Source organism: Candidatus Kuenenia sp. (assembly GCF_039794105.1).
Classification (GTDB): domain Bacteria; phylum Planctomycetota; class Brocadiia; order Brocadiales; family Brocadiaceae; genus Kuenenia.
This window is the reverse complement of sequence record NZ_JBDIWA010000015.1, coordinates 18,015-44,217: the sequence shown is the minus strand read 5'-3', so window position 1 is coordinate 44,217 and position 26,203 is coordinate 18,015. Positions and strand designations below refer to the sequence as shown.

The 26,203-nt window shown below is 41.3% G+C and carries 21 protein-coding genes and 1 tRNA gene; 6 read left to right on the top strand and 16 right to left on the bottom strand.

Annotated elements, in window-relative coordinates; genetic code table 11:
• Positions 1–15: 15 nt before the first annotated feature.
• Positions 16–681: a phosphate signaling complex protein PhoU gene (gene phoU, locus ABJL82_RS09170; RefSeq protein ID WP_347274429.1), complete on the top strand. Its 666-nt coding sequence runs from the start codon at positions 16–18 to the stop codon at positions 679–681.
• A 609-nt stretch (positions 682–1,290) separates the two neighbouring features.
• Here the strand turns inward: phoU and ABJL82_RS09165 are convergent.
• The 5 genes from ABJL82_RS09165 to ABJL82_RS09145 form a co-directional block, all read right to left on the bottom strand.
• Positions 1,291–2,364 (bottom strand): DUF362 domain-containing protein, encoded by a 1,074-nt coding sequence (locus ABJL82_RS09165; RefSeq protein WP_347274428.1) that lies wholly within the window; start codon positions 2,362–2,364, stop codon positions 1,291–1,293.
• Between the two features lie 247 nt (positions 2,365–2,611).
• Positions 2,612–5,944: a diguanylate cyclase gene (locus ABJL82_RS09160; RefSeq protein WP_347274427.1), complete on the bottom strand. Its 3,333-nt coding sequence runs from the start codon at positions 5,942–5,944 to the stop codon at positions 2,612–2,614.
• Positions 5,945–6,146: 202 nt separating this feature from the next.
• A complete protein-coding gene (locus ABJL82_RS09155) occupies positions 6,147–6,368 on the bottom strand; it encodes a type II toxin-antitoxin system RelE/ParE family toxin (protein WP_347274426.1) in 222 nt (73 codons plus the stop codon).
• Positions 6,368–6,556: a hypothetical protein gene (locus ABJL82_RS09150; protein WP_347274425.1), complete on the bottom strand. Its 189-nt coding sequence runs from the start codon at positions 6,554–6,556 to the stop codon at positions 6,368–6,370. The genes ABJL82_RS09155 and ABJL82_RS09150 overlap by 1 nt, the downstream gene beginning before the upstream one ends.
• 114 nt (positions 6,557–6,670) lie before the next feature.
• Positions 6,671–7,678 (bottom strand): HD domain-containing phosphohydrolase, encoded by a 1,008-nt coding sequence (locus ABJL82_RS09145; RefSeq protein ID WP_347274424.1) that lies wholly within the window; start codon positions 7,676–7,678, stop codon positions 6,671–6,673.
• Between the two features lie 598 nt (positions 7,679–8,276).
• On the opposite strand from ABJL82_RS09145, the gene ABJL82_RS09140 reads away from it, so the two are divergent.
• Together ABJL82_RS09140 and ABJL82_RS09135 are read left to right on the top strand one after the other, a co-directional pair.
• On the top strand, positions 8,277–10,607 hold the full coding sequence (locus tag ABJL82_RS09140; protein ID WP_347274423.1) for a PDZ domain-containing protein: 2,331 nt from the start codon (positions 8,277–8,279) through the stop codon (positions 10,605–10,607).
• A 184-nt stretch (positions 10,608–10,791) separates the two neighbouring features.
• Positions 10,792–11,670: an MBL fold metallo-hydrolase gene (locus tag ABJL82_RS09135; protein WP_347274422.1), complete on the top strand. Its 879-nt coding sequence runs from the start codon at positions 10,792–10,794 to the stop codon at positions 11,668–11,670.
• 248 nt (positions 11,671–11,918) lie between these two features.
• Here ABJL82_RS09135 and ABJL82_RS09130 read toward each other — a convergent pair whose 3' ends face one another.
• From ABJL82_RS09130 to ABJL82_RS09085, 10 genes are all read right to left on the bottom strand, one after another.
• On the bottom strand, positions 11,919–12,338 hold the full coding sequence (locus ABJL82_RS09130; RefSeq protein ID WP_347274421.1) for a hypothetical protein: 420 nt from the start codon (positions 12,336–12,338) through the stop codon (positions 11,919–11,921).
• A 1,095-nt stretch (positions 12,339–13,433) separates the two neighbouring features.
• Complete coding sequence (locus ABJL82_RS09125) at positions 13,434–14,303, bottom strand: tetratricopeptide repeat protein (protein WP_347274420.1); 870 nt, start codon at positions 14,301–14,303, stop codon at positions 13,434–13,436.
• Positions 14,300–16,141: a BatD family protein gene (locus ABJL82_RS09120; protein ID WP_347274419.1), complete on the bottom strand. Its 1,842-nt coding sequence runs from the start codon at positions 16,139–16,141 to the stop codon at positions 14,300–14,302. The genes ABJL82_RS09125 and ABJL82_RS09120 overlap by 4 nt, the downstream gene beginning before the upstream one ends.
• A gap of 289 nt (positions 16,142–16,430) precedes the next feature.
• Positions 16,431–17,312 (bottom strand): tetratricopeptide repeat protein, encoded by an 882-nt coding sequence (locus tag ABJL82_RS09115; protein WP_347274418.1) that lies wholly within the window; start codon positions 17,310–17,312, stop codon positions 16,431–16,433.
• A 16-nt stretch (positions 17,313–17,328) separates the two neighbouring features.
• The gene (locus tag ABJL82_RS09110; protein WP_347274417.1) at positions 17,329–18,330 is read right to left on the bottom strand and encodes a VWA domain-containing protein; all 1,002 of its coding nucleotides are present in this window, start codon (positions 18,328–18,330) and stop codon (positions 17,329–17,331) included.
• A gap of 70 nt (positions 18,331–18,400) precedes the next feature.
• Positions 18,401–19,396: a VWA domain-containing protein gene (locus ABJL82_RS09105; protein WP_347274416.1), complete on the bottom strand. Its 996-nt coding sequence runs from the start codon at positions 19,394–19,396 to the stop codon at positions 18,401–18,403.
• A 206-nt stretch (positions 19,397–19,602) separates the two neighbouring features.
• Entirely contained in the window at positions 19,603–20,118 is a 516-nt protein-coding gene (locus ABJL82_RS09100; RefSeq protein WP_347274415.1) for a hypothetical protein, read from the bottom strand.
• 63 nt (positions 20,119–20,181) lie between these two features.
• Positions 20,182–21,210, bottom strand: coding sequence for a hypothetical protein (locus tag ABJL82_RS09095; protein ID WP_347274414.1), 1,029 nt, complete (start codon positions 21,208–21,210; stop codon positions 20,182–20,184).
• A gap of 22 nt (positions 21,211–21,232) precedes the next feature.
• Positions 21,233–22,114, bottom strand: coding sequence for a DUF58 domain-containing protein (locus ABJL82_RS09090; protein WP_347274413.1), 882 nt, complete (start codon positions 22,112–22,114; stop codon positions 21,233–21,235).
• 9 nt (positions 22,115–22,123) lie between these two features.
• Positions 22,124–23,113 (bottom strand): MoxR family ATPase, encoded by a 990-nt coding sequence (locus ABJL82_RS09085; protein ID WP_347274412.1) that lies wholly within the window; start codon positions 23,111–23,113, stop codon positions 22,124–22,126.
• 713 nt (positions 23,114–23,826) lie between these two features.
• Here ABJL82_RS09085 and ABJL82_RS09080 point away from each other — a divergent pair.
• Positions 23,827–24,171, top strand: a complete 345-nt coding sequence (locus tag ABJL82_RS09080) for a hypothetical protein (RefSeq protein WP_347274411.1) — start codon at positions 23,827–23,829, stop codon at positions 24,169–24,171.
• 80 nt (positions 24,172–24,251) lie between these two features.
• Entirely contained in the window at positions 24,252–25,295 is a 1,044-nt protein-coding gene (gene rtcA / locus ABJL82_RS09075; protein ID WP_347274410.1) for an RNA 3'-terminal phosphate cyclase, read from the top strand.
• Positions 25,296–25,384: 89 nt separating this feature from the next.
• On the opposite strand, the gene ABJL82_RS09070 is transcribed toward rtcA, so the two are convergent.
• Entirely contained in the window at positions 25,385–25,642 is a 258-nt protein-coding gene (locus ABJL82_RS09070) for a hypothetical protein (protein ID WP_099324079.1), read from the bottom strand.
• A gap of 463 nt (positions 25,643–26,105) precedes the next feature.
• Here ABJL82_RS09070 and ABJL82_RS09065 point away from each other — a divergent pair.
• Positions 26,106–26,183 (top strand) — tRNA-Pro (locus ABJL82_RS09065).
• The last annotated feature ends 20 nt before the right edge of the window (positions 26,184–26,203 follow it).

Below are 26,203 nucleotides of genomic sequence, written 5' to 3'. Positions count from 1 at the left end.
GGAGGCGGGGGCGTTATGGTACGTGAAGCATATCACAAAGCTTTGAAAGCGCTGCAGAACGAAGTGCTTGATATGGGGAAAATGGTTTCGCAGGCGATACAGGATTCCATACATGCATTGCAAACCAGAGATATAGAGGCGTCGAAAGAAATTATAAAAAAAGACCAGGAGATTAACAAAAAACGGTTTGACATTGAGGAGAAATGTATTGTACTCATTGCGACACAACAGCCGCTGGCGGTGGATTTAAGGACGATAACCGCTATTCTGAGCATAATAACCGACCTTGAACGAATGGGTGATCATGCGGAGGGCAATGCCAAGATAAATATTATGATTGGCGATGAACCTTTGATAAAACCATTGGTCGATATTCCCAGAATGGGGGAGATAGGCATTGACATGCTGGAAAAATCTCTCAGGGCCTTTATGGAAAGAGATGTGGAAGCGGCAAGGAGCGTATGTGACGAAGATGACAAAGTGGATGCGCTCCATGACCAGATTTACCACGAACTTTTGCTGCTGATGATGGGCAATCCGAAGATAATCAATCTGGCAACCTACCTTACATGGGTTTCTCACAATCTGGAACGTATTGCGGACAGGGTGACAAATATAGCGGAAAGAACGGTATATATGGTTACGGGTGAAATGGAAGAATTAAATGTGTCGAAATATTAGTGAAAGCTGTTGAAATTGACTTTAAGTTGAAAAGGATTCGTTAAATAAAGTAAATCTATTGGAGGTCTCCGCTTGACTCAGGCGGGTTCAGGTTTGTAACCTGAACCCATGAGTTTATGCGTATAATGGGGCAATGTACTACGGCAAAATTCCAATGCCCAAATCATAAAAACCCTGTTTGGAATCTGGAATTTATTTGTCATTTGTTCTCCCTAATAGAAGGCTGGATTGAAAGTATAAAACGTTTGGTTCAGGTTACAAACCTGAACCCGCAACTGGGTGTATTCCAGATTTTTTGTAACGCATCATTTCAGAGTAGGATGGGTGAAGCATCAGCGCACCCATCAAAATAAATGAAAATGTGATTGATGGGTCTGCTTCGCTTGACCCATCCTACATAAATTGTAACACTTTAGCTTTTTGAAAAAACACCGCTAAAAGCTCCGTTAGCACCTTTTTGAAAATTAATATTCAATATTCAATGTAAAAGAATAGAGGCAAATGAGCAACAAATTGAGAATTGAATATTGAACATTTTTCCCGGTTTGCGGAATTTGGGGTAAGAGCTTTTTGCTTTTTCAAAAGACTAAAGTGTTACAATAATATTCACTACACACAATTTACTATCTCATACTCCATGCTTCCCAAGCCTATTTCCTGGGCGTAAGTCATCTGAACGGTGTAATCTATTTTTGGCCATGATTCCTTAAAAAAGTCCTTGCCGATGTGTTCCTGAATGAGGTCGGTCGTAGCTTTTTCTATGGCAACGGGGTCCCATGAGGCGATGATGCCGATGTCTGCAATATCAGGCTCGAAGGGTTTGTCCATACAATCGCAATGATGGGTAATGTGTGTGAGGAAGTTAAAGAAAACTACTTTCCCTTCTTTTCCCTTTAAAATGGCAAGGCAGTGTTCCGCCACCTTTTTCTGGAGATTTACGGCATTTTCGTCCCATGCGATCTTTACCGCCTGAAACTGGCATACTGCCAGGCATTCTCCGCAGCCGATGCATATATGTGGGTCAATGATTGCATATTCTTCCCCCATTTTAATCGCTCCAACCGGACACCACTTTCCGCATACCCCGCAGGTGGTGCATTTTTTCTTAAGAATCTGCGGTATGACTCCAGAATGTTGCGATAATTTTCCGCCGCGTGAAGAAAGTCCCATCCCGATGTTTTTCAACGTTGCCCCCATGCCGGTTGCAAGGTGCCCTGTTACATGGGAAATTGAGACGATTGCATTGGACGCCCTTGCCACTCCCGCAACGTGGGCATATTTGCAGATTTCCTGGTTGATTTCTATCTGTACGTCATGCTCTCCGAAAAGGCCGTCTCCGATGATGATCGGAGCGCCAACACTTTCATAACTGAAACCATGTTCGTGCGCATGTGCGATATGATCAACGGCATTTGTCCTCCTCCCCAGGTATAAGGTGTTTGTTTCAATTAAAAAAGGTTTCCCGGCATGCTCTTTTACCTTGTTGACAATTGATTTAATAATTGGTGGTTTGAGGTATCCGATATTCCCTTTTTCGCCGAAACTTGTTTTTACCGCCACCATGTCATTTTTCTTAATGGCGTCCTTAAAATTGGCATAATCAAACAATTTTCCCGCTTTTTCAGCGAGGGAAGGGACCTTTTCTCCATTTTCAGTCTTTATAAAATATACTTTAGACTTCATATTTCTATCCTTCTTTGAACAAACCCACCCCTAATCCATCCCAAGAGGGGAATTTGATAATCATCCTCTTGGGAGGGGTGGGTAAAAATGAATGCCGTTAGGTTTTTGTCTTTTAAAAACCCAACCTAATTAAAAGTTTAGGAATTTCAAACACCCCCAATAATCCCCCCGGCGGTATGCAATAAAACAGGATTGATCAGCAATCAGCATCAATTCTTCTGTTTGTAGTCCTAAATTGATACTGTATTTATGTTTTATCGCCTTTCCGATACACTTCTACCCTGTTTCTGCCCTTTGCAGCGGCAGCAGAGAGTGAAAATTCGGCGGCATAGACAAATTCTTCCGGAGACTGCGCCTGAAATTCAACAAGCCCCAGGCTGATGGTGATCTTGCCCATAGGCTGAACCTCTTCATAAAGGAACGGATAATCGTTGATTGTCGAGACAAATCTCTTTGCGAGGTTGGTTGCGGACGATATAATGGTATTTGTCAGCAGCAGGGCAAAAGCGCTGTTTCCGTACCGGATAAAAATATCCGAACCCCTTGTGTTTTTCTTGATAAGCCCGGCGATTTTTTTAATGACGAGATTGCCATAGTACTCTCCCTTCCGGACAACATAATTGTCAAAGTGATCAATATCAAAAAGCATAAGCGCCAGCGGCAGATTATATCGTTCTGCCCGCAATGTTTCCTGCACCAGACGTATCTGAAAATACCGGTGATTGAAAATTCCGGTCAGTTCATCAATAAGTCTCGCCCTTTTCGGGTGCAAGACCTCAATATCCTTCAAATGATTTATAAATGATTTTGAGCTTAACGATTCCCTCCACAAAACCCTTTCAATCTGATCTACCATTTCCAACCTTTCGTTTGGCGAAAGTGTTTCTGCGGCAATGGCAAAAATGGGTATGTCTTTTAAGGCAGGATTTTCCTGAAATTCCCTGATTATTTTAAATCCTCCCTCCTGTATGCCCAAATCAATGATAATAGAATTCGGCTTTGTCGCCAGTGCAAGGCTAAGTCCGCTTTCAACATCAGCGGCAGTCTGCATCAGAAACCCTTCATTTTCAATGGTGCTACGAAGGGTCTCCATGGTGGTTTCATCGCTGGTAATAACAAGAATGTTTACCGGAAAATGGCTTTTCTTTGTGACAAAAGACATCTCCGAAAGTTTCTCGATAAGAGTTGCCTTTTCCACTGGTTTTACCAGGTAGTCTGCTGCCCCCAAGGCAAAAGCCAGTTCTTTATTCTCCACAATAGAATGGATTATTACGGGGATATTTCTGGTTTCCGCGTCTGCCTTAAGCTCCTGAAGCACTGCCAAACCGTCTTTTTTTGGAAGCATAATATCAAGGGTAATCGCAAATGGCTTGAGTTCCTTTGCCTTGCGTAATGCTTCTTCTCCGTCATAGGCATGCGCTGCCCGGTAACCCGCCTGGGTAAGATGGATGTCCAGAATCTCTGCCGTAGGCAAATCGTCTTCCACCACAAGTATCAGTGGCCCTTGTTGTTCTTCTTCTGGCAAAGCCGTCAGGGAAGTCATGGATGCTTTTACAGCACCGTATCCTTCACTGACTATGAAGGGCATGTAGACATTAAAGACCGAACCCTGCCCATAACTGCCTTCAACCGTGATATGTCCCCCGTGTATTTCCACGAGTTTTTTCGTAAGGGAAAGGCCGAGCCCCGTGCCCTCCGTGGATTTTGAGGAATCGATCTGCTCAAATTCCTCAAAGATCCGCTCCCTGTCTTCCGGTTTGATGCCTATTCCCGTATCCCACACGGAGACTTTAAGGAACTCCTGCGATTCTGTTACCCATGGGAAGGTTTTTTTATCGCTGATTATCTTTTCAATGGCAATGCCTACCTTGCCGCTATCCGCCGTAAACTTAATGGCATTGCTTATCAGGTTGTAGAGGATTTGCTTAAACTTTATCTTGTCTGCGGTAAAATGGACGTCATGATGAACTACCGTCTCAGGTACTATCATCTTCCGGTCCGCAAGTGGCCTTATTACCACCAATACTTCATCAATAACGCTTTTCACCGGGAATGACTGATATGAAATTTCCGCCTTGCCGGCCTCAATTTTTGCCAGATCCAGGATATTATTCACCAAATAAAGGAGATGTTTGGCAGAACCAAAGATGGTGTTCAGGTATCTTTGCTGTCTTTCGGTTAAGTCGCCAAAGGTTTTTTGTAGCAGTATTTCTGAGAAACCTATTATGGAATGAAGGGGCGTTCTGAGTTCGTGGCTTGCGTTTGCGATGAAACGTCCTTTCAGTTCGTTTGCCCGGACAAGTTCCCTGTTCATTTTTTCAAGCGCATTTGTTCTCTCAAGCACCTTTTCTTCCAGGTTGTTGGTCAGTTCCTCAAGTTCCCTATTCTTCTTCTTAAGTTCACTTTTCATGCGTTTTTCTTCGGTAATGTCTTTGCTTATCCCTACAGTGCCTATGACGTTACCTGTCTTATCCCGCAACTCCGAAATGGTGAGGCTTATATCAACCGGGGTGTTATCTTTTTTGAGGAGTGTGGTTTCATAATTGGAAAGAGAACTCTTTCCCTTGAGCGCTTCAAGTATATTCGTCCGTTCCCCTTTATTTACATAGAGTTCGGAGCAATTTTTGCCTCTGACCTCATGTTCCTTGTAGCCTAAAATTTTCTCGCCACCTTTTGAAAACTTTACAATACTGCCTTCGCAGTCTGTGGTGATAATCATGTCGCCCGAATCATCCAGCATCCCCTGAAAATACGTTAAGGATGCTTCCAGGTCGTGGAGTAATTTATATTTTTCAATTGTCTGGGCGGCCATTGTAGAAAAGAGTTTTATGAGGTTTTTATGTCTTTCGGTAAATACCCGTGGCTTGAAATCGTCTAAATAGAGTATGCCGACTACACTACCGTTGAGAAGGAGCGGCGCTGCAAGGAGGGATTTTATACCTTCTTTTAAAATCACCGTATCATTAAACATTGGTTCCTTTTCAACATCCTGAAACTCGACCGGCTTAGTTTGTTCCAGTATATATCGGGTAATGCCATCCCCTCTGGGTTTCCATCGCAATGATTTCAGGAAATCGCGGCTTAATCCTTTTTGGGAGGCCATAATCATTTCTTCGCCGTCAATGATTGCAATGCTCCCGGCAGGTGTATCCGTGAGCCTCAAGGCGGAACCAAGCGCCTCGTCAAGGGCGCCGGTTAAGCTTTTAGCCCGTGTAATGAGTAGCCCGCTTTGATACAGCGCCTCCATGTCCTTTCTGGCTTCTTGCTGTTTACTTACTAATTCCCAGAGGAATCTTGCCCCTGTACCCTCTATAACGTCTATAGGATGGGGGGAAGATTTTCTGATATATTCACTTATCTCAGCGTTGCCGGTAACGTTGAGAATAATGTCAGGTTTTTGACAATAGAGTTCATCAATGGTATCTGTACTAAAAATTCCACATTCTTTAGCGAGGTGCAGGGCAGGTGCATTCTTGTCCTTATCGGTTATGCCGACTACCTGTGTCTCACCATTGTTATGAAATATATCAAGAAGGGCTTTGCCGCCCTTTCCTGCACCCACTATGGCAATTTTTATCATACTGCCGGACTCCAATATTATTTAAAAAAACAATCTGTTAACAATCCTCAATCCTCAATCCTCAATCCTCAATCCTCAATCTGCAATTTGCAATTTGCCGATTGCCGATTGTAGACTGTAGACTGTAGACTGTAGACTGTAGACTGTAGACCATGGAACCACAGATTTCCTATTCATCCATCCTTACCTACAAGCTAGCAGGTTAATCTTTATAGATATTATCATGATGATCAAAATCGAAAAGTGTTACAATCTTTTCTTTTTCATTTATCTCATAAACCAAAACGAAAGATCCTCCGACGTGAGCTCTTCGTTTATTTTGCAATGGTTTTTTCAGCGGCTTAAAACGATAAGGATCTACCAATATATCTTGTACTTTCCGATTAATTAACCGCAGCATTTCTTTAATGGCAAGCCTATACACTATTTTAGTCCGTATCTCTCTTTGAAGTCATCAACTATAATGGATCTTTCCAGGTCAATATCTCTTATCCGTAAAATAAAATCTTCACGCAACTCTGGCTCCTCTAAAAGAATCTTCTTAATCTGATCGATATCATGCTGCAGATCAGTAATCTTTTTGCAAATAGTTTCAAGTGTTATATTTTTCACTTCTATAGTCTCCTTTTTATTTAGCCACGAGTTGATGGATAGTAGTACAGATTAAAAACGATAGCTGATAGCCATTAGCCAGATTGCTATGAGCCAATCACAGATTCATTAACGTTAATCTCTTTTCAGTGGCCATTGATTCAGATACTGCTTTTCCATCATTTCTATAAATTTTTCTGTAAGATGAGGATCCCATTGTCCTGACATTTTTTCCTTCTTCATGGTGGCTATGACTTCTTCCCGCGTAAAAACACCATTCCTGTAAGGTCTTATAGACGTCATCGCATCGAATGTGTCAATAATATTTACCATTCTTGCCATAACAGGTATTTCACTACCCGTAAGTCCGTCAGGGTAGCCTTTTCCGTCCCATCTCTCGTGGTGGCTTCTTATAATAGGGAGCACCTGGCGTAAGGAATACAAGGGTTTACAGATTTTTGATCCGATCACAGGGTGGTCTCTCACCAGGGTTGTTTCATCTTCAGAAAGACGGTCGCTTTTGAGAAGTATTGCTTCATTTATTCCTATCTTTCCAATGTCGTGCAATATGCCGCCTTTTCTGATACTAATGATATCTTTATCGGGAAATCCTAGAAAACCGGCAAATTCCGCCGACAAATTGCCAACCCTTTCGGAATGTCCTTTTGTATAGAGATCTTTGGCCTCTATGGTGATTGCGAGGGTAAAGATTATATCTTCCGAGCATTCCAGTTCATCCTGGAGCCGCTCAAGTTTAATGAGTGAACGAATCTTTGTAATAAGTTCGAGTGTGTTGAATGGTTTGCTGAAAAAATCGTCTGCCCCGGCCTCAAGTCCCGCTATTTTGTCTTCTACCTGATTGAGACTTGTCACAAGGATTATCGGGAAGAATTTTCGCCTGGATATGGATTTTAGTCTTTTGCACAATTCGTAGCCATTCATACCAGGCATCATTACATCGAGAATGGCTAATTCCGGAGAATGAGTTTCTGTGAACCGAATGGCTTGTTTTACGTCAGTGGTAGCTTCAACCCTATATCTTTCTGTGGTTAATACCGCTTCTATGAGTTCAAGGTGTGCCTCAACGTCATCTACAACGAGGATTAATGGTGGTTTTTCTTTTTCCGGATACAAAAGTTCCATTGTGTCGGTATATTGGTTAAATGTTATGTTGTTTTTGATGAACGTACTGCGGGTTTACCCATTCTGCAAGCCTCATTGTGGTAGGCTAAAAACGTGACGTTCGGTTATGATATTAGCTTTAATTTATCTTGTCAAGCAAATATAAAGGGAGTATAAACACACAATGTTGACTATGCCGCCAGAAAATGTTTTCATGGAATAGCGCCTTATCAGTAATTTTTTTGCATTTCATGACAAAATATTTAATTGTGAAATCCGAAATCCGCAACGCGAAATCCGAAACAAATTCTAATGACAAAATGATTTGAAATTCTAAACAAATGTATCATTCGTATCTCGCATTTCGTGCTTCATATTGTTGCCTGCCTGTGCGTGATTTACGCAGACAGGGATGTTTTGGATTTGTTTTGAATTTTATGCTTTGTCATTCGGATTTGTTTCGGATTTCGTACTTCGAATTTCGTATTTTTTATTTCTTGTTTAGTTCTGGCTATGCCAGCTTAGGAATTTCAAACTTGTAGAACGAAGATAAGTGAATATGAATATGGTTATAAAAATTTTATATAGGATAATCCTTTTTTGTACACTTACAGTAAATATGTTACCTCACCATGCCCTTGCAAAAGAAGCTGTACAGTTATCTGTCAGTGATATAAGCTTTTCTCCTGAAAATTTCTTTGAACTTCCGGGGACAGGCTTTGATAAGGAAAAGGTACATTTCAATAAAGGATGGATTGGCATCTTTATGGAAAATGAAAAGGACAAGGGCATTTTGGTTGTTGAAACTACAAAAGGTTCTCCGGCAGAAAAGGCAGGCATGAAAACGGGAGATATTATCACAAAGATTAATAATGAACCTCTTGTCGATGATGAAGGGAAGAATTTAATCAGGTTCAAAAATAGTATAGAAACTATGGGTGCCGGAGCCGTTCCGTCACTGACGGTCTTAAGGGATGGCAATGTAATTGAATGCAAGCCGGAGCTTATCGCAAAACTTTTAAAAAATACGAAAGAACCCGTTACACACCCTGTTTTATCCCCGACAACATTTTTAACCCAAGGCGCCAAAAAAGGACAAGGGCAATCGTTTATGGATTTTGCAATGGAAAATATGGCATATAAAAAAATGTTCAGAGATACTATTCAAAGGATAGGGGAGGAAGTTTACGTAAGGGAAGGATATCAGACAAATGAAGCATCAAATCCGTTTCGTTTGTCCATAATAGATTATTCGCTGCAAAATCCAATGCATACCTATGAAACCGGCAAAATTATCCGGGACATTTTTCTTGAAGAAAGCATTGCCGGACAGGTGCGGTCTGCGGCAAAGTTATTAGATGTTGAATTTTCAGAAAGAGAGGAAAGGGAAGAAATAAACCATGACGGGGACTTGCATGCAAGCATACAAAGGCTCATCAATGATATTGTCCCCTGTGTTTCGCTTATTAGGGGAGCGTTTGGCGCTTTAGCAGAGGATGAGTTTGATTTTTTATATCAATCCGCTCAAAAAATATGGGTTCCGGAAGAGACTATTGAGCCATCCGATATGGCAAGGGTGCTTGAGTTGTCTAAAAGGGTGGATCTTTCAGGATTATTTGAAGCCGTAATGCTGATGCTGCACAGGATTGAAGATATAAGAAAATATGACGGCGATCTGACGCAAACGGCTTTACAGCCGTTTACCCTGCCAGCACTCCTCCAGGGTGCAGATAACATTAAAATTCCTTCCGGTAAGAAAGCAGGGGGAGGCGATGGCTATGCCGGCGATGTTTTACTGGCGCAGGATACAAGCATAGGGAAAATCGTCATCGGTGGAACCGGCGCTACCTATTATTATGAAGATGCAGCGGTTATTGTTGACCTTGGCGGAAATGATTATTATTTCAATAATGCAGGAGCATCGGGCAAAGAAATGCCCCTTTCCGTTTGCATTGATTTCTCCGGCAACGACACGTATGATGCCGCAAAACCATTTGCTCAGGGAACCGGCAGATTTGGGATTGGCATCCTTGAGGATGTTAAAGGTGATGACAAGTATGTGGGGATGGATTTTGCGCAGGGAGCAGGTTTATTTGGGATAGGAATATTACTTGATAATGAAGGCGACGATTTTTATAGCGGAAATGCGTTGAATGGCGGGGTTGGGTTTTTTGGATTGGGTCAATTGATAGACGCCAACGGCAACGACTTTTATTTCAGCCGCCAGTTTTCGCAGGGAGTCGGGTTTACAAAAGGAATCGGGATATTGGAAGATGATAAGGGAAACGATTTTTATTTTGCCGGCGGAAAATACCCTGATTTCAGGGATCCGGGAAAATCCTTTCAATCCATGTCGCAGGGGATGGGCATGGGCATCAGGCCTGAAACTACCATAGTGGGGGCTTCCGGCGGCATTGGGATATTAATAGATAAAAAAGGCTCGGACAGGTATTATGGCGACTATTTCTCTCAGGGCAGCGGATATTATTTTTCAATGGGGTTATTGTTTGATTCCGAAGGGAGCGATACCTACTATGCAAGCCGTTACGCCCAGGGCGCCGGCATACATTCCGCAATTGGAATACTGGGGGATAACGGGGGTGATGACAAATACGAGTGTTCTTTTGGCGTTTCGCAGGGGTGTGGGCACGATACCGGCATCGGGTTTCTTGTCGATACTATGGGAAATGATATCTATGCGGGCGAAATCGTATCGCAGGGAGCTGGTATAGAGAAGGGTATCGGAGTGTTGGCGGATTTTCAGGGAAACGACGTATACCGGGCAAAGGACAGCAGCCAGGGGTTTTCTTTTCCGTCAAAAACAGAAGAAATCACCGGCATAGGCATGCTGCTTGACAATCAGGGAGAGAGAGACGTCTTTTCTGACGTCGTACAGGGAGATACACTCTTTTACAGGGCAAATGGCGGCCTTCTCTTAAACAAAAAGTAAGTAGGTTCGAAGCATTTGCTATAAATCGTTATAAAGGCGTTCATACCCAAACTGGCACATGCTTCGCATCTATGGTTTTTTTTCATTGGGATTTTGTATTCTGGGATTTATTTCGTATTTCGTGCTTCGTATTTTATATCTCGTGCTTAATTAATTCTGGCTATGCCAGCTTAGAGGAGAAACAGTGACGGTAGGAATTAAGGTTAAATTCTGGGGCGTAAGGGGGTCTATTCCCATTCCTGGAGTAAAAACTACAAAATACGGCGGAAATACCGCCTGTGTTGAAGTGCGGTTTCCAAACTGTTTGTTTATATTTGACGCAGGAACAGGCATTAAAGAATTGGGAAACCAATTATGTGCGGAAGGAAACAAGGTAAAGGCTCATATCTTTTTAAGCCATTTCCACTGGGACCATATCCAGGGGCTGCCTTTTTTTAAACCGGCCTACCTGAAAGGCAACGAGATAATTATTTATGGAATGGGATTACAAGGCGAGAGGTTAGAGCATATTATATCGAACCAGATGGAGAGCGTTTATTTCCCTGTCAGATTGCAATCGTTACAGGCGAAGATAAAATTTAAAAAACTTTGGGAAGGGAATTATGTTATTGACGGAATAAAGGTTGATACCCTTTACATAAATCACCCGGGGCGTGCAATGGGGTATGTAATAACATATGAAAATAAGAAAATATGCTACTTCACCGACAACGAAATAGTCCCCATTCCTCTGTGGACTGATGAAGCATACAAATATGAGTATAAGCAGGACATAATTGAAAAAATGTTACAATTAATTGAAGGCGCCGACCTTCTTATCCATGACGCCCAGTACACAAACCAGGAATATCAGCATAAAGTGGGGTGGGGGCATTCCTCCATCCCGGAGGTATTAAGCCTGGCGCTGCAGGGAAGGGTGAAGAAGCTGGCGCTTTTCCATCATGATCCGGAAAGTTTTGACGAACATATAGATGCCCATATTAAAAACTGCGTGGAATTATTGGATGATCAATATGATATGGAATGTTTCGCCGCACTGGAGGGCATGGAAATCTGTCTTTAAATATGAATGAATCATTCTTTGATGGAACTTTTTATTACAAAAGGTTTGTGCGGTCGAATTCACAAAAATTGTAACACTTTAGTTTTTTGAAAAAGTAGGGGCGAAGCATATGCCCTATTCAGTACTATTTTTTTGAAGTGGGAATGAATATCGCAAAAATAGGATAAAATTGTCCATTTGACCCAATCTGTGTGCAACGGTTATGCGGCGATCCACCACACAATCACCAATACCTGTTTACTGCTTTGCTATCTATTATTTACAAACCAGACAGAATAATTATCCAGCAACTGATAGTTCTTCGATTTCTCATCTGTTGCTTTCAGCTCCGCTAATGGTAAAGTGAATTTCTTCTTATCTGAGACTCGCTTCAAATTGACTAAAATCCCCACCCAGCCATCTACTTCAGTTGCTAACGAGAGCATATCGTACTTATCAGTATAAGAGGGTTTGGTCTTTTTTAGCCTCTCATATTCCTTCTGGTCTCCTGGACCAATCACATAATACTCTTCCCAATCAAAATCTTCGATGCCGGTTAGCTCACATGGCAATTCGATATGCTCCTTTAAGTAGGTCAGATATGTCTCTAAAGATTCTTCCGTGACATCTGGAATCTCACCACCAAAGATGGCGCTAATTCTTTCGTCTTGCTTATCAATCTCTGTCATTTTTCTCTTCCAATTTTATTAAATCCGTAGAATATTCTAGCTAATTTTTACCACAAGCCTGTTGCAAGCCTCTTTTAGAGATGACCATCCAGTCTTCCCGCTCTTCATCCATGTGCTTCGGCAAAACAAGTTATGATGAGTTTTGTATCTGGTTCAATGTCAAATGGTTCATCTAAAAGTATTTTTTCGCCATCAAAATGAGCTTTTAAATTAATTGTCTTCATAAAAATCCCCTAAATAATTTAGCCGCTTTTACCTTATCTTGCGTTTTACTATTTCTATGGTTTTGAGACATTTTTATTTCTTCTGCCAAATGCTGTGCACATGATAATAAAACCGACCTGGATTGCCACAAATAAAATAAATGCGGTAATCGTTAATTTGCCATATATTCCGCCCATTATAAGCTCCAAATTTGAAGATGCCTGAAAAAAACTTCCCGCCAGAAAACATTGCGTTAAATTAGGTTGGGTTTTTAAAAACGAAAACCCAACGGCATTCATTTTTACCCACCCCCGACCCCTCCCAAGAGGGGAATTTGATAAGTCCCCTCTTGGGAGGGGATTGAGGGGTGGGTTTGTTAGTTACTTAACTGAAAATATTGAAATTCCTAAACCTTAAATTAGACTGCCCTTAGCAACGACTTTATTCTTTTGTTGATGTTAATGTAGAGACGCATTGCATGCGTCTGGAAACTGCTATACGTAAAGAAAGAGACGCATGCAATGCGTCTCTACAAAAAATGTTAAAATTCCTGAGATGGCATAGCCCAGAACCAAACAAGAAATAAAAAAAACGAAATACGAAATACGAAACAAATCCGAATAACAAATCATAAAATTCAAAACAAATCCAATACATCCCTGTTTGCGTGCGGTCACGCATAGGCAGGCAATAATATGAAGCACGAAAGGCGAGATACGAAAGATACTCTCGTTTAAAATTTCAAATCATTTTGTCATTTGAATTTGTTTCGGATTTCGTGTTTAGTATTTCGGATTTTCACAATTGCAGGGACCACAGATTTTGTACGATTAAAATCCACTGATTATCAACCCCATATCTCTATCTGCTTGAAGACTCGTCACGTAGCTACTAAATGATGCCCACGGCGTCTTTGTGCAGCCAGCCCCTTCTTATTTCCTTATCCTCTTTTTTATCAGCATCAGCCTGCAGGGGGTCTCCCTGTTTTATACCTACATGCACATATACCTTATACCATTGCCCTTTTACTTGTTCAATGACACATTCCGCCCCTTCGTGAATTTCATATTTCGTTTCATATTCTTCCCCGGGACCATACCGCACCGGACAATTTTTTGCTATTATCACTCCATGGTCAATGCCCCGTTCCACGTACATTTTTATCCCCAGCGATACAACAGCGATCAGCAACCCAACCGTGAAGCCTATGATAAGGCGTTTCAACCATCTATATTTTAAAATAACCAACGCAATAAGCAACAACATGGTCATTACATAAATTAATACTGAAAAGACCGCGAGTCCATTCTGATTCAAGAGGAAAAACCAGAAAAATATCCGTTGAATGACTGCCGGCGTCTCATGAATAGCCTCTTTGTCTTCGATGGAGTTTTTTGCCAGTCTCAGGTTTACGTCAATCTCTGCGTTTCCCGGCATCAACCTCTGGGCTTTTCGATAGTTTAAAATTGCTTTGCCCACTTCTCCCAAACGATAGTAAGTATTTCCAAGGTTATAGTGAATCTGGCCGTGCCGAAAACCTTTGGAAAGGATTATTTCATACTGTAGCGCGGCTTCTTCAAGTTTTTTGTTTGCTTCCGGAAGTTTTTTTTCCGCTATGAGCTTCACGGCCTGCGAATGGTCTTCGTTTGCAGCGGTAAATATTTTTATCACCTCATCTTTCGAAAGGGCATCTGCAAATGCCACCCCTCCGAAAAGAAACATTATCACAAAAATGAATATGCGGAATTGTGTTCGAATCATAGTTGTTTCTCCAATTTTGTAATGAGCTGCGCAGCAACCTTTAAAGAGTTTTCCCTTTCATTTATCGTGCCGGCGTCGCTGGAAAACCTGCGGTAATCAAAATCAGACAGGCATCGGGCTACTTCGGCAATGACGTCATCCGAAACTCTGTTATTTTGCAGCAATTCCTCCACTTTTCCACCCGACGCGCTTGCGGCGGGAATATTGAATTTATCCGCAAGGTATTCGGTAATTCCCCTGGAAAGGTACGCATAAAACATGGGAGATGAATCCCCAAAAAGCGCAGATTGCGCCAAGGTGAGCCTTTTGTTTGCCACGGAACGCGCCCTTCTGTTTCTCGCATAACCGATATCCGTTTGAAGACGGTCTTTATGCCGTACAACAAAAAAAGTGGTTGCCAGGACAATAGCGGGAAGAAAAAGGCCTCCTACGATGAGGGGGTTTTTATAGAGAGGATTTCCCTGATTCTTCAAAGAAGAAAGACCGGTCATAATGGGGAGGATATCCTGCGTTAGCAACTGTACCTGCCGCCGGGAAGACGGCGATTTTTCCAGAGAGTGTGCCAATTGAATGGGTATTTCCTGTTCCCATGAGTCCACCGTGATAGGAATCGGCTCTTTTGTAATTGTTTTATATTGATTTTCACGAGGATCGAAATAGCTGAATACTATGGCAGGGATGTTTCTTAGCTCTGTATTTTGTGGTTCAATGACCTTGCTGAATACTTTTCTGCCGCGAATAACTTCTTCTCTATTGGTAATTTGTGTAGTTGATTCTGCGGGATAAATCTTAAAGTCTTCGTCATTATTGAATGCCAGCGCAGGTTCATTTATGGTCTGAATATACCCGTCTCCATATACAGAAATAGACAATGTTATCGGGTCTCCTATCCTTACCCGGGATGTTTTAACGGAAGCTTCCATATTAAAATTTCCCACGGCGCCTTTAAATTCCTTTGGTTTTCCGTCTTCAGGCAATGGTTTTATTTTTAAGAGAACAGGGTTTGTTGTCCTTTCTACGGGATATTTCCTTTGTCCACTGCCAAAAAAGTCATCAAAAAATGAATCGTTAAAAAAATCATCAAACGGCGTTCCCCTGCGATTCCTCTGTTCCTGAACAATTAAGTTACACTTTACTTTTGCCGGCGTTATTGCCGATTCTCCCGACACTATTGGAAATATCGCGGTACGGAGTTCCAGCACATTATAGAGTATGCCCTCTCTTACTACTTCATATTGGCGCTGGTCACCCAGTTTTTCTTCCATAAAATTTCTTGTAGCAGGCGCAGTGTAATCAATATCAGCAACCGGCAATCCCTTCTGGAAATAGAGTCTGAAGTAAAGGGTTATCTGTTCATATAAATACGCCGCATCTTTATCCGTATGCAATTCCACAAAAACCAACTTATCAAGATCAACCGTTTTTGTGCCTGTGGAAGGTTTTGATTCTATCACTTCAATATTTATAGGATTTGAGGTATATTGCCTTCCGTTGTGCGTCAGAGTTGATGAACCGATGGTGTATTTGCCCTTTGCAACGGGTTGCAACATATAAGTGTATCCCTTGCTTATCGATACCTCCCCGTTGATTATTCGTGTCTGTGCGGTAATTTGAGGACCATACAACACGCTAAAGCCTTCTATTTCCGGGAATGTTGGCTGGGAAACATCCTGCGCGCCGTAGACGGTCAATGTGAGTTTCAGCTTGTCGTCCAATGTTAATATGTTTTTATCTACCGTGACGGTTAAACCAATTTCCGTGGCATATGCCTTTTCCATGCCTCCGAAAATAATTGCCAACAACATAAAAAGCCAAACAAAGCCTGTAAGTTTCTTCATTTTAAAATATTCCCTATACATGAATAAATTCCTATTTACAGCTCCACTCTGAATCAGGCGCTTAGCGCCTCAAACATCGACAAAATTTTGTCGATATGTCGAAGCGTCTAAATACGAAATTCGAATATCGAAATTCGAAACAATACCGAAACTCAAAATTCAAATGTTCAAAATCAAGGCCATGAGATGTGTCCGTTTGCTGTGACCGTAAAAACCGCCTGTTTCGTATTTCGTGCTTAGTATTTTTTATCTGGCGCTTTTTTTGGTTCCGGCTACACCAGCTTTGGAGTTACCAGTCCTTTTCTACCGACCTGTGTGGCTGGCGTTGTTTTTCTCTGTTTACAGGCCTCGCCTCTTTTTCAGCCTGATTCAATGCATCAAGAATACGCTCCGCTTCTTCTTTCGACATTTGCCGGTCTCCCTCTTCCTGGGTTTGCGCATCCTGCTGCTGTGGAGGAGGTTGATCTTGCTGTTGCTCTTGCTCTTCATTCGCGTGAGAAGGTTGTTCATTCTCCTTGTTTAAATCTTCCTCCTGCTTATCTTCAGATGGCTGGTTACCGCCGTCCGGTTCTTGTTCCTTACCCTCTTGTTCTTTATTTTCATCAGATTGATCATCGCCTTCGTTCTGGTCATTTTGCTGTTCCTGTTCACTTTGTTCCTGTTCCTGCTCCTGCTCCTGTTCCTGTTGATTATCCTGCCCCTGTTGCTGCTGCTGTTCCTCTAATTTCTTTTCGACAAATTCATGATTATACATTGCATCGTTTTTTAATTGTTCAAGTTCACCGTCTTTTTTGGGCGTTATTTCATCAATAATATCAACCGTTTTTTTATACCAGTCTAATGCCTCGCTCATCTTCCCCTGCTTATAGAGTGTGTTTCCTATGTTAAAGCTGGTTTTCGCCTGCATTTCCGGGGTTCCGGTTTTCAGCGCCTTCTCAAATGATTTAAGCGCTTCATCGTATTTGCCCCGCTTGTATTGCGTATCAGCAACATTAAAACTCAATTGCGGAACATCCGGGGAATCTACCTGTACGTTAAGATATTTTTCCAGGGCTTGGTCATAATTCCCTTTTTTATAGAGTTCATTTCCCTGCCGGACCTGATCGGCAAAGGGGTCTATCCAGCCGAGAAACAACCAACCGCTTATAATGAAAGGCAGCACATTCGTCATAGAATCCTTTTTTCTCTCAAGAGTATTTCGTTTCTTTCACAAAACATTCGAGACATATGAAAATAAGGGCAAAGAAAAGGGGGATCTGAAACCGGTTTACGTATTTTTTCACCCTCTGTGTTTTGTAAACAGTCCCTTCTATTTGTGCGAAGCTTTCATTATAAATCTTCGCCAGTCCCCATTTAGTACCATAAGCCGGCGTATAAAGTCCGCCTGTTTCAAGCGCTATTTTATTCAGGGTTATTTCGTCCAGTCTTGATTTTACTACCTGTCCATATGCGTCTTTTAATAAAGTCTCTTTCCCCTGTTCATCAATGATTTTGATGTATGACCCTTCCTTTTTGCCAACGCCGACCGTATAGATGACTATCCCTTTTTCTTTTGCTTTACTTGCCGCTTTTAATGGGTTGGTTTCGTGGTTTTCCCCATCAGTAATTATTATCATTGCTTTATGGTTGTTCTCGTTTTCACCAAAGGCGTCGATGCCCTTATAAATCGCCTCGGCTATTGCCGTCCCGCCTACGGGGATAATGTTTACATTCAAATCATTCAAAAAAAGCCGGAATGCGCTATAATCAGAGGTGAGTGGACAATAGGTAAACGCCCTGCCTGCAAATGCAATCAGGCCGACACGGTCGCCTTCCAGTATTTTCAACAGGTCTTCAATTTCCCGTTTTGCGACTTCCAGGCGGTTTGGCTTTACATCATCTGCCAGCATACTTCTGGAAGTATCTACCGCAATCATAATATCAATGCCCTTTTTTTCCACCTCTTCCCAATGATATCCCCATTTGGGCTCTATGAGTGTGATGATAAGAAAGAGGACGCCAGTAATCATCAGAACAGCCTTAAGCCACTGTTTTTTTCTGCTAAGGGAAAAGCCTGCCATCTTCAATAGATCGAGACTGGCAAACCGGTTTAAATCCCTCATTCTTCTTTGAAAGAAGAACATATACCCTATAGCCAGAACAGGTATGATGAAAAGCAGGTATAAGTAATTAAGATTGCCGTATTGCATATGTGGTAATTTGTATTCCCGATATATATAGTTTTGTTTTCTGTAGTAGGTGTAAAAACAGGCACAGTTATTAAGGAATTTTCCTTAATTTTGTTTTTTTCAGGCACAATTCAATCAATAAACACCCAAATGCGGGAAGCAGAAAATAGTGAAACAATTCCTTGTATTCCTTGTAATGGGTTATTTCCGTTTCTGTTTTTTCGAGCGCATCTATTTGCTGGTAAATTTCTTTAAGCGACTCCGTATCGGTAGCCCGGTAATACCGGCCTCCGGTAATATTTGCTATTTCCGCAAGGCTTTCATCATCAATATCTATCTTTACCTGTCTCATCACCTTGTTTCCAAATAAATCCCTTGCAGGATAAGGGACCAATCCCTTTGACCCAGCCCCGATCGTATAAATTTTAATACTAAATGCCTGTGCAAGCTCTGCAGCGGTAAGAGGGTCAATTTGCCCTGAATTATTTCTTCCGTCCGTTAAAAGCACAATTACCTTGCTTTGTGCTTTTGTATTTCTCAAACGGTCTACAGAGGAAGCAATCGCAGAGCCTATTGCTGTGCCGTCTTCAAGCAGCCCAATTTCTGTTTTTTCCAAAAACTGCAGTAATATCCCATAGTCGAGCGTTAAAGGGCATTGTGTGTAGGCATGAGCCGAAAAAACCACCAGGCCGATAGGGTCGGTTGATCGTTTGTTTATAAAATCCTTTACCACCTGCTTTACCACATACAAACGGTTCTGGCGTTTGCCGTCCATCTCAAAATCTTCCGCCAGCATACTTCCTGAAATGTCCACAGCGAGAACAATGTCTATCCCTTCTGTCTTTACCTTTGTTTGTTCATTGCCTTGCTGCGGACGCGCTAATGCAATAATACATAATGCAATAGCCAGCGAGCGTAAAACAATAATGATGTGGCGATACCTTTGTGCAAGCGAAGGTTTTAATTTTTTTAGATTTCTTATTGAAGAAAAAATCAGCGGATGTGTTCCCTTTTGCCGGAAATAAACATACAACAGAAAGGGAATAATAATCAGTAACAGTAGTAATAAAGGGTCTCGAAGAATCATTTAAAACAACATATCATGGAAAAACGTGTTAATAATACAAATTAAATATACGATAATAGTTTAGTTTTTTGAGAAAGTAAAAATGCTCGTTCCCTGACTGGAGCTTGGAAATGATACAGATAACACCCCCCCAGGCCCCTCTTTTTAGAGGGGAGATAAGAAGTCCACTCTATCAAAAGGGGATTTAGCAGCATGCATGAAGGTTTTTAATATCCCGGCGATAGTTTAATGCTCTCTTGCATTGCAATTGCATCCCATAAGGCATTTTCCTCTATATCATTTGCCGAAAGGGCATCGACAAAAGCCTGGTACACCTCATTCGTTGACTTCAAAAGTTCTTCTGCGCCCTTTTCCGTATAGAAATACCTACTCATAAGCGTTTCCGATTGCTTGTATATCCTGGCGCCGGCAAGATCTCTTTGATCTCCCATATCAACTTCATATTCAGCCAGTACCCCTCTGTTTACATAGTAAAGATTCAGGCAAGCCCTGGCATTTCCCAAATCTAAAAAATGAATCCTCTCTTTTTTTGCCAGGATTTCCTTAATTTCCGGAGTGCCATAAATTCCCCAGATTATTTGCATATTCCTTTTAAGTCTGTTCGTTTTTTCCGGGGAGAATACCGCCGCATGTTCACGGGAAGGTCTCCTTTCCTTTTTACCACTAACCTCTTTTTCATGACTTAAATATGTTTCCATAAATTTTTCCGGCGCTTTTACCATTTTTCATCCTTTTTAAAAAGGTTAACGCGATACAAAACAGTATTAACAACACATCTGCCATTATCATTTCGCATCAACAATCACAGCCTCTTCTTTTTTCTCTTTCCCCTCGCTCTTCGTTTCGTCGATCAACCGCCTTGCAAGATGGTATGTTTCCTGACTTTCCAATAAAGAAGGGCCGTATTTTGCATATTTTACCCGGTCACATTTCTCCAGAAATTCCTGAATATACTTTTTATGTGTGGTATTTAATTTATTTGTATATGCCATTTCAACCAGGAATTCTTCCGTAGTACGTTCGGGGGCGGACAATCCAAACCGGTCTTCTATATAATGCCTCAAAATATTGGTAATGCGGTAATAATATTCTTTTACCAGACCTTTCCCTACAAGGTCTTCTTTTAATAATATCTCCAGCAATTCATAAGCTGTCTCATGTGGCAGCTTCTTTACCTCTTCTCTTGTTTGTACATACTTTCCCCCCTTTCGCTTTTTCAACATCCGGTAGACAAGCATGAATAGTGCAATTGCCGCAACTCCTGCAAAAATCCATTTGAGTAAACGCGCATAGTTTGTGTCTACGCCGAGAGGAGGGGCAATGTCACGAATGTCAGTGGCCTCTTCTCCTTCTTTTATCATGCCTTTGATGTTTATTTCAAGTTCATTTGTAGCAACTTCTCCCTCTCCGTAACCTTCGGCATTGTATTTTATTTTTATTGGCGGGATTATTTGCAGCCCGGTTTTGTAAGAATTCAAAACATAGCGGCGTTCAACAATCCTGTCACCCTCTTTTTCTCCGACGGCTTCCTTCGTCTCTCCCGCATCTTTTACAAAAAATTCCCCTATACGGTCTCCGGGATGGGGTATTGCAACATTTACACCAACAGGACTCTTTGCCTGAATTATTACGTTTATTTTATCGCCAATTGTCACATCGCTTTTCTCAACACTCGCTGCAACCTCAATCGGCACGTTATTAAGGTCGCCCGATTCGCTTGCCTGGCTTGCACTCCCGGAAAGTAAGGTAGATACTGCTGCCATTATTACAATAAATAGTCTATACAGGGGCATAAAGCGCTTTATGTTGGACATATAACTACCACGTGGAAAGATTTTAAATCCTCTTCTCTCTTATTCTGAAAAAACGAATTATGGGTTCTACGTAATTTTTTTGAGTATTAACGACAACTTCATCAATGCCTGTTGAACGAAACAATTGAGACCGTTCTTCTTTTTGCCGTAGGGCCATCATGCTATACTCTTTTCTTGCACTTGAATTCGAGGTATCTGTTATTATTCTCTCGCCTGATTCCGCATCCTTTAATTCGATAAAACCTACATTGGGTAGTTCCTGTTCTCTCGGATCAATAATATTAACCACGATCACATCATGTTTCTTATTTGCGGTTCTTAACGAACGCGCATAATCATTTTCTTCCGCAATGAAATCAGACACGATAAAGGTAATCGTCTTTCGGGAAGCAATCTTGTTTAAGTGGTCCAGCGCCATGGCGATATTCGTGCCCTTTCCCGACGGCTTTGAACACAAAAGTTCCCGAATAACTTTGAAGACGTGTTTTGCCCCTTTTTTCGGAGGTATGAATTTTTCGATTTTATCTGTAAACATAATCACACCCACTTTATCATTGTTTTTAATTGCGGAAAAGGCAAGGAGAGAGCAGATTTCTATTGCAACCTTATTTTTTAAATAATTTACCGAGCCGAAATTTTCTGACGCGCTTACATCCACCAGAAGCATTACGGTTAATTCCCGTTCCTCAACAAAGCGTTTAATAAAGGGGCGTCCCATGCGTGCTGTTACATTCCAGTCAATCATACGTATTTCATCTCCGGGCTGATATTCGCGCACCTCCTCGAATTCAATACCAACTCCTTTGAAAATACTATGGTACTCACCCACTAACGCCTCATTGACAAGGCGGCTTGTGTGAATCTGGATCTGACGAATTTGTTTTAAAACATCTGCCGAAATCATGTCTGTTAATTAAGGAACTTCCACGTTATCAAAAATTTTATTAATAATATCTTCCGGGCGTATTTCTTCTGCCTCTGCTTCATATGTTATGATTATTCTATGCCGGAGGACGTCCATTCCTATAGATTTTACGTCCTGAGGAGTGACAAATCCCCTCCCCTTGAGAAACGCGTGCGCCTTTGCCGCCAACGTCAGATTAATTGTTGCACGCGGAGACGCTCCATATTCAATGAATTGATCCAAATCCAGGTTATACGTCTTCGGTTCTCTGGAGGCAAAGACAATATCTATAATATAATCTTTAATCTTGTCGTCGATATAAATCCCGTCCACCACCGTGCGTAACCGTAGGATATCGTTAGGAGAAATTACCGAATTTACCTTAATATCGCTTTTGGTGGTAGCCATACGCTCTAATATTTCACGTTCCTCTTTTTTATCAGGATACGTAATATTCAATTTCAGCATAAAGCGGTCCAACTGTGCTTCCGGCAGCGGATACGTGCCTTCGTGCTCAATTGGGTTCTGGGTTGCCAATACCAGAAACGGTTCCTCCAGTTTAAAGGTCTCGTCGCCAATGGTAACCTCCCGATCCTGCATGGCCTCTAAAAGTGCGCTTTGCACCTTCGCCGGAGCGCGGTTTATCTCATCTGCCAGCACAATATTCGTAAAAACCGGTCCCTTGCGAACAGTAAATTCACCGCTCTTGGGATTGTAAATAAGCGTGCCAAGCAAATCCGCAGGCAGTAAATCAGGGGTAAATTGTATCCTTTGAAAGGAGGCATGCATTGCTTTCGCGAGGGTCATAATGGACATTGTTTTTGCCAATCCGGGAACACCCTCTAATAAAACATGTCCGTTGGAAAGCATCCCGATTAATAATCTCTCGATCAGGTATTTTTGCCCTACAATTACCTTACCTACTTCGTACAGAAGGGTATTTATTAAATCACTTTCCGCCTTTACCCTTTCTGTAATACTTCTAACACCAGAATCCATTTATTCCTCCATAGCAAATTCATCTTTCGTTTATAAGATATAAAGTAAATTAGCGAGAATTTATTTTGATTATATTTGATTATAAATCAGTGTAACTAAACAAAAATTGCCCCTTGATTTGTTCCTTTGTTATCACTACAGCGACATTTTATTATTAAGTCCTGCACAAAAATCGGCAGGACATTAACCCTGTCAGGGTTGTTTCTTTCATTTTCAACGTTTATAGGCAGGTTCTGAAACATGTATATACCAAGAAATTGCTGCAACATCTGAAATAAAAAATGTCGCTGTAGTGTTGTAAATCAGACATATTTTGCAAACAGAAAAAGGCGATTATATAATAATTGTATTTGCATGTGAACATGTATTTTGCAAATATTCGCTTACGCAGGAAAGTACTTGACACCTTATGAAGTGGATGTTACGATTTTTGCTTGCGACTTCGGCCTGATATAAATCAGTATTTTCACAGAATACATTTTGAATAAATTTTTTATTAAAGTTAAAGATTACCGTGTGTGAGAAGTATATTTTGCACCGAAAAAGGGTCTTTATTCCGGTATTTTATTTGATAATACCGATTAATCATAATTCTTGATTGGGGGTGATGTTTTAAGAAAAAGACCTTTCGCGATAACATCAAAAGCGAAACGTGCCTTGTAAAAAATCTTAATAACAATACGTGAATATTTTATTTATTGGAGGGCTTACCGTTGAAAAAACTTTTTAGTTACTGTGTTATTCCTGCGACAGCTATTTTTAGTCTCTATTTTGTACAACCAAGCTTCACTGCATCTGCAAATGACGTTAAACTAATTTATAAAGATACTTGCGAATTATGCCATGGCCCTGACGGAAAAGGTTCTGAAGCAGGAAAACAATTTGGAGTGCCTGATTTCAGCGACCCTGACTACCAGAGGTCAAGAACCGACGAAGATATGAAAGAATCTATGACAAAGGGAACCAAAAATCCAAACTACGTGCCACTCGGAGACCTTGGGGTCGATCTTTCGCACCTTGACGGACTCATTCAGATTGTACGTGGATTTGGCAAATAGGCCTTTAAACAAAATGTAATAATAAAAATCCAAATGGCAAGGGCAGGGCATTTTCATGTTCTGCCCTTTTTCATTCAACTATGGCCGATGATATTATCAAAATTGATGGTTCTTTTGGGGAAGGCGGGGGGCAAATACTGCGGACTTCGCTTTCTCTGTCAGCCATTACAAAAAAGCCTTTTGAAATACATAGCATCAGAGCCAACAGAAAAACACCCGGGATCAGCCATCAGCATTTACAGGCAGTAAATGCCACCGCCAGGATTTGCAATGCGGAGGTAGACGGGAACACCCTTCGCTCTACAACCCTCAGATTTTATCCGGATAATATCCGGCACGGAACATATTCTTTCAATATCGGGACTGCGGGTTCAATTGCCCTTGTATTACAAACGATATTCTATCCGCTCAGTTTCGCAGATGGTCCCTCCACAATCACCATTACCGGCGGTACGCATGTAAGCCATAGCCCTTGTACTGATTATCTTGAACGGCAATGGTTGTTTTTCCTGAGAAAAATGGGATATGATGCTGAGATGCAAACGATGAGAGCCGGCTTTTATCCACGTGGCGGAGGCGAAGTTGTAATGAAAATAAGTCCGTCGCATACACAACACACCATACGAATAAAGGATAGGGGAAGGTTTCTCCGGATAAAAGGTATCTCTGTGGTAAGCAATCTGGACGCAAACATCGCAAAAAGACAACAAATGGAGGCTCAGAAACAGTTTTCAGTCCAAAACATACCACATGAAATAGCCTTATTTGAAATGCCTGCTATCGGTAAGGGCACTCTGTTGCTTCTTATTGGGGAATTTGAACATAGCCAATGTTGTTATTTTAGCTTGGGTGAAATTGGCAAACGCGCTGAAACGGTAGCAGAAGAGGCGTGTAACAAACTAAACAATTTTTTAAAAACTAAAGGTATGTTCGATGAATACCTGGCCGACCAGCTTATTGTGCCACTTGCCCTGGTAAAGGAGGAAAAGACAACCTTTACCACGCCCATAATTACCCAACATCTGTTAACGAACATTGAAATCACAAAAAAATTTATCCCTATTGATGTTGCGATAACTGGCAGGATAAATGAAGAAGGCACTATAACAATACAACCTTTTTAACATGCATAACAACAGCGCGGATAAATGACAAAAGGGCTATGCTTTTCAATAATCGCATAGCCCTTTTGTCAAAAAAACAGGGTTACCCTTTATTCAGCTACCGTGTACGTTTCGCCTCCTACAGAGCCATCATTTCCGTACACCGTTGGCATGTAAAATGTGTTTTCTGCTGCCTGATCAATCTTTTGATTGCACCTCGCACATCTTCTGTTGTGTGGCCCGCGGCTAATGAATTTTTTACCGCACATTAAACAACTTCTCTCCGCCTTATCAATAAATACGTTTTTTAAAGAAAGGCTTCTTTCGTTATATTTTTTTCTCGACTTTTCTTTTTGCTGAATGTTCATCTACTACTCCCGCCCCTTCAAAATTACAATAAAAAATAAGGTACGATTATAACTTAATCTTAAAACAAGGCAATACAAAATATTGTTCCATTCGGCAAAAAATATTTTACTGTTTTTTTAATACATTGAGGTGTAATTACTTATGCCATGCTACTCTTTTGCAAATTTAATCGAAAACAGAACAAAAGGTTTTTAGAGTTTTTTGCTTTTTGGCAGGCAACAATTAACCATTATTACTTAAAACGCTGGAATGCATGCGCTATCTTCTTGTAAAATAATATCTTAGAAGTATTATACATTTAAATATTTTGTCAAAAAATGCAAAGTAAGTATGATAAGGCGCTAGCGAAGGCATGTAGGCAATGATGGGTACGTTTTTATTCTGTTTTTGCTTGTATTTATACAGATGTAACGTATAATGTGAACTGCAATTCACCTGAAAAGGCGAGTATTTTCAATATAACGGGGCGTAGCGCAGTTTGGCTAGCGCGCCTGCCTTGGGAGCAGGAGGTCGGAGGTTCAAATCCTCTCGCCCCGACCACTTATGTTTCACCTCTTTTT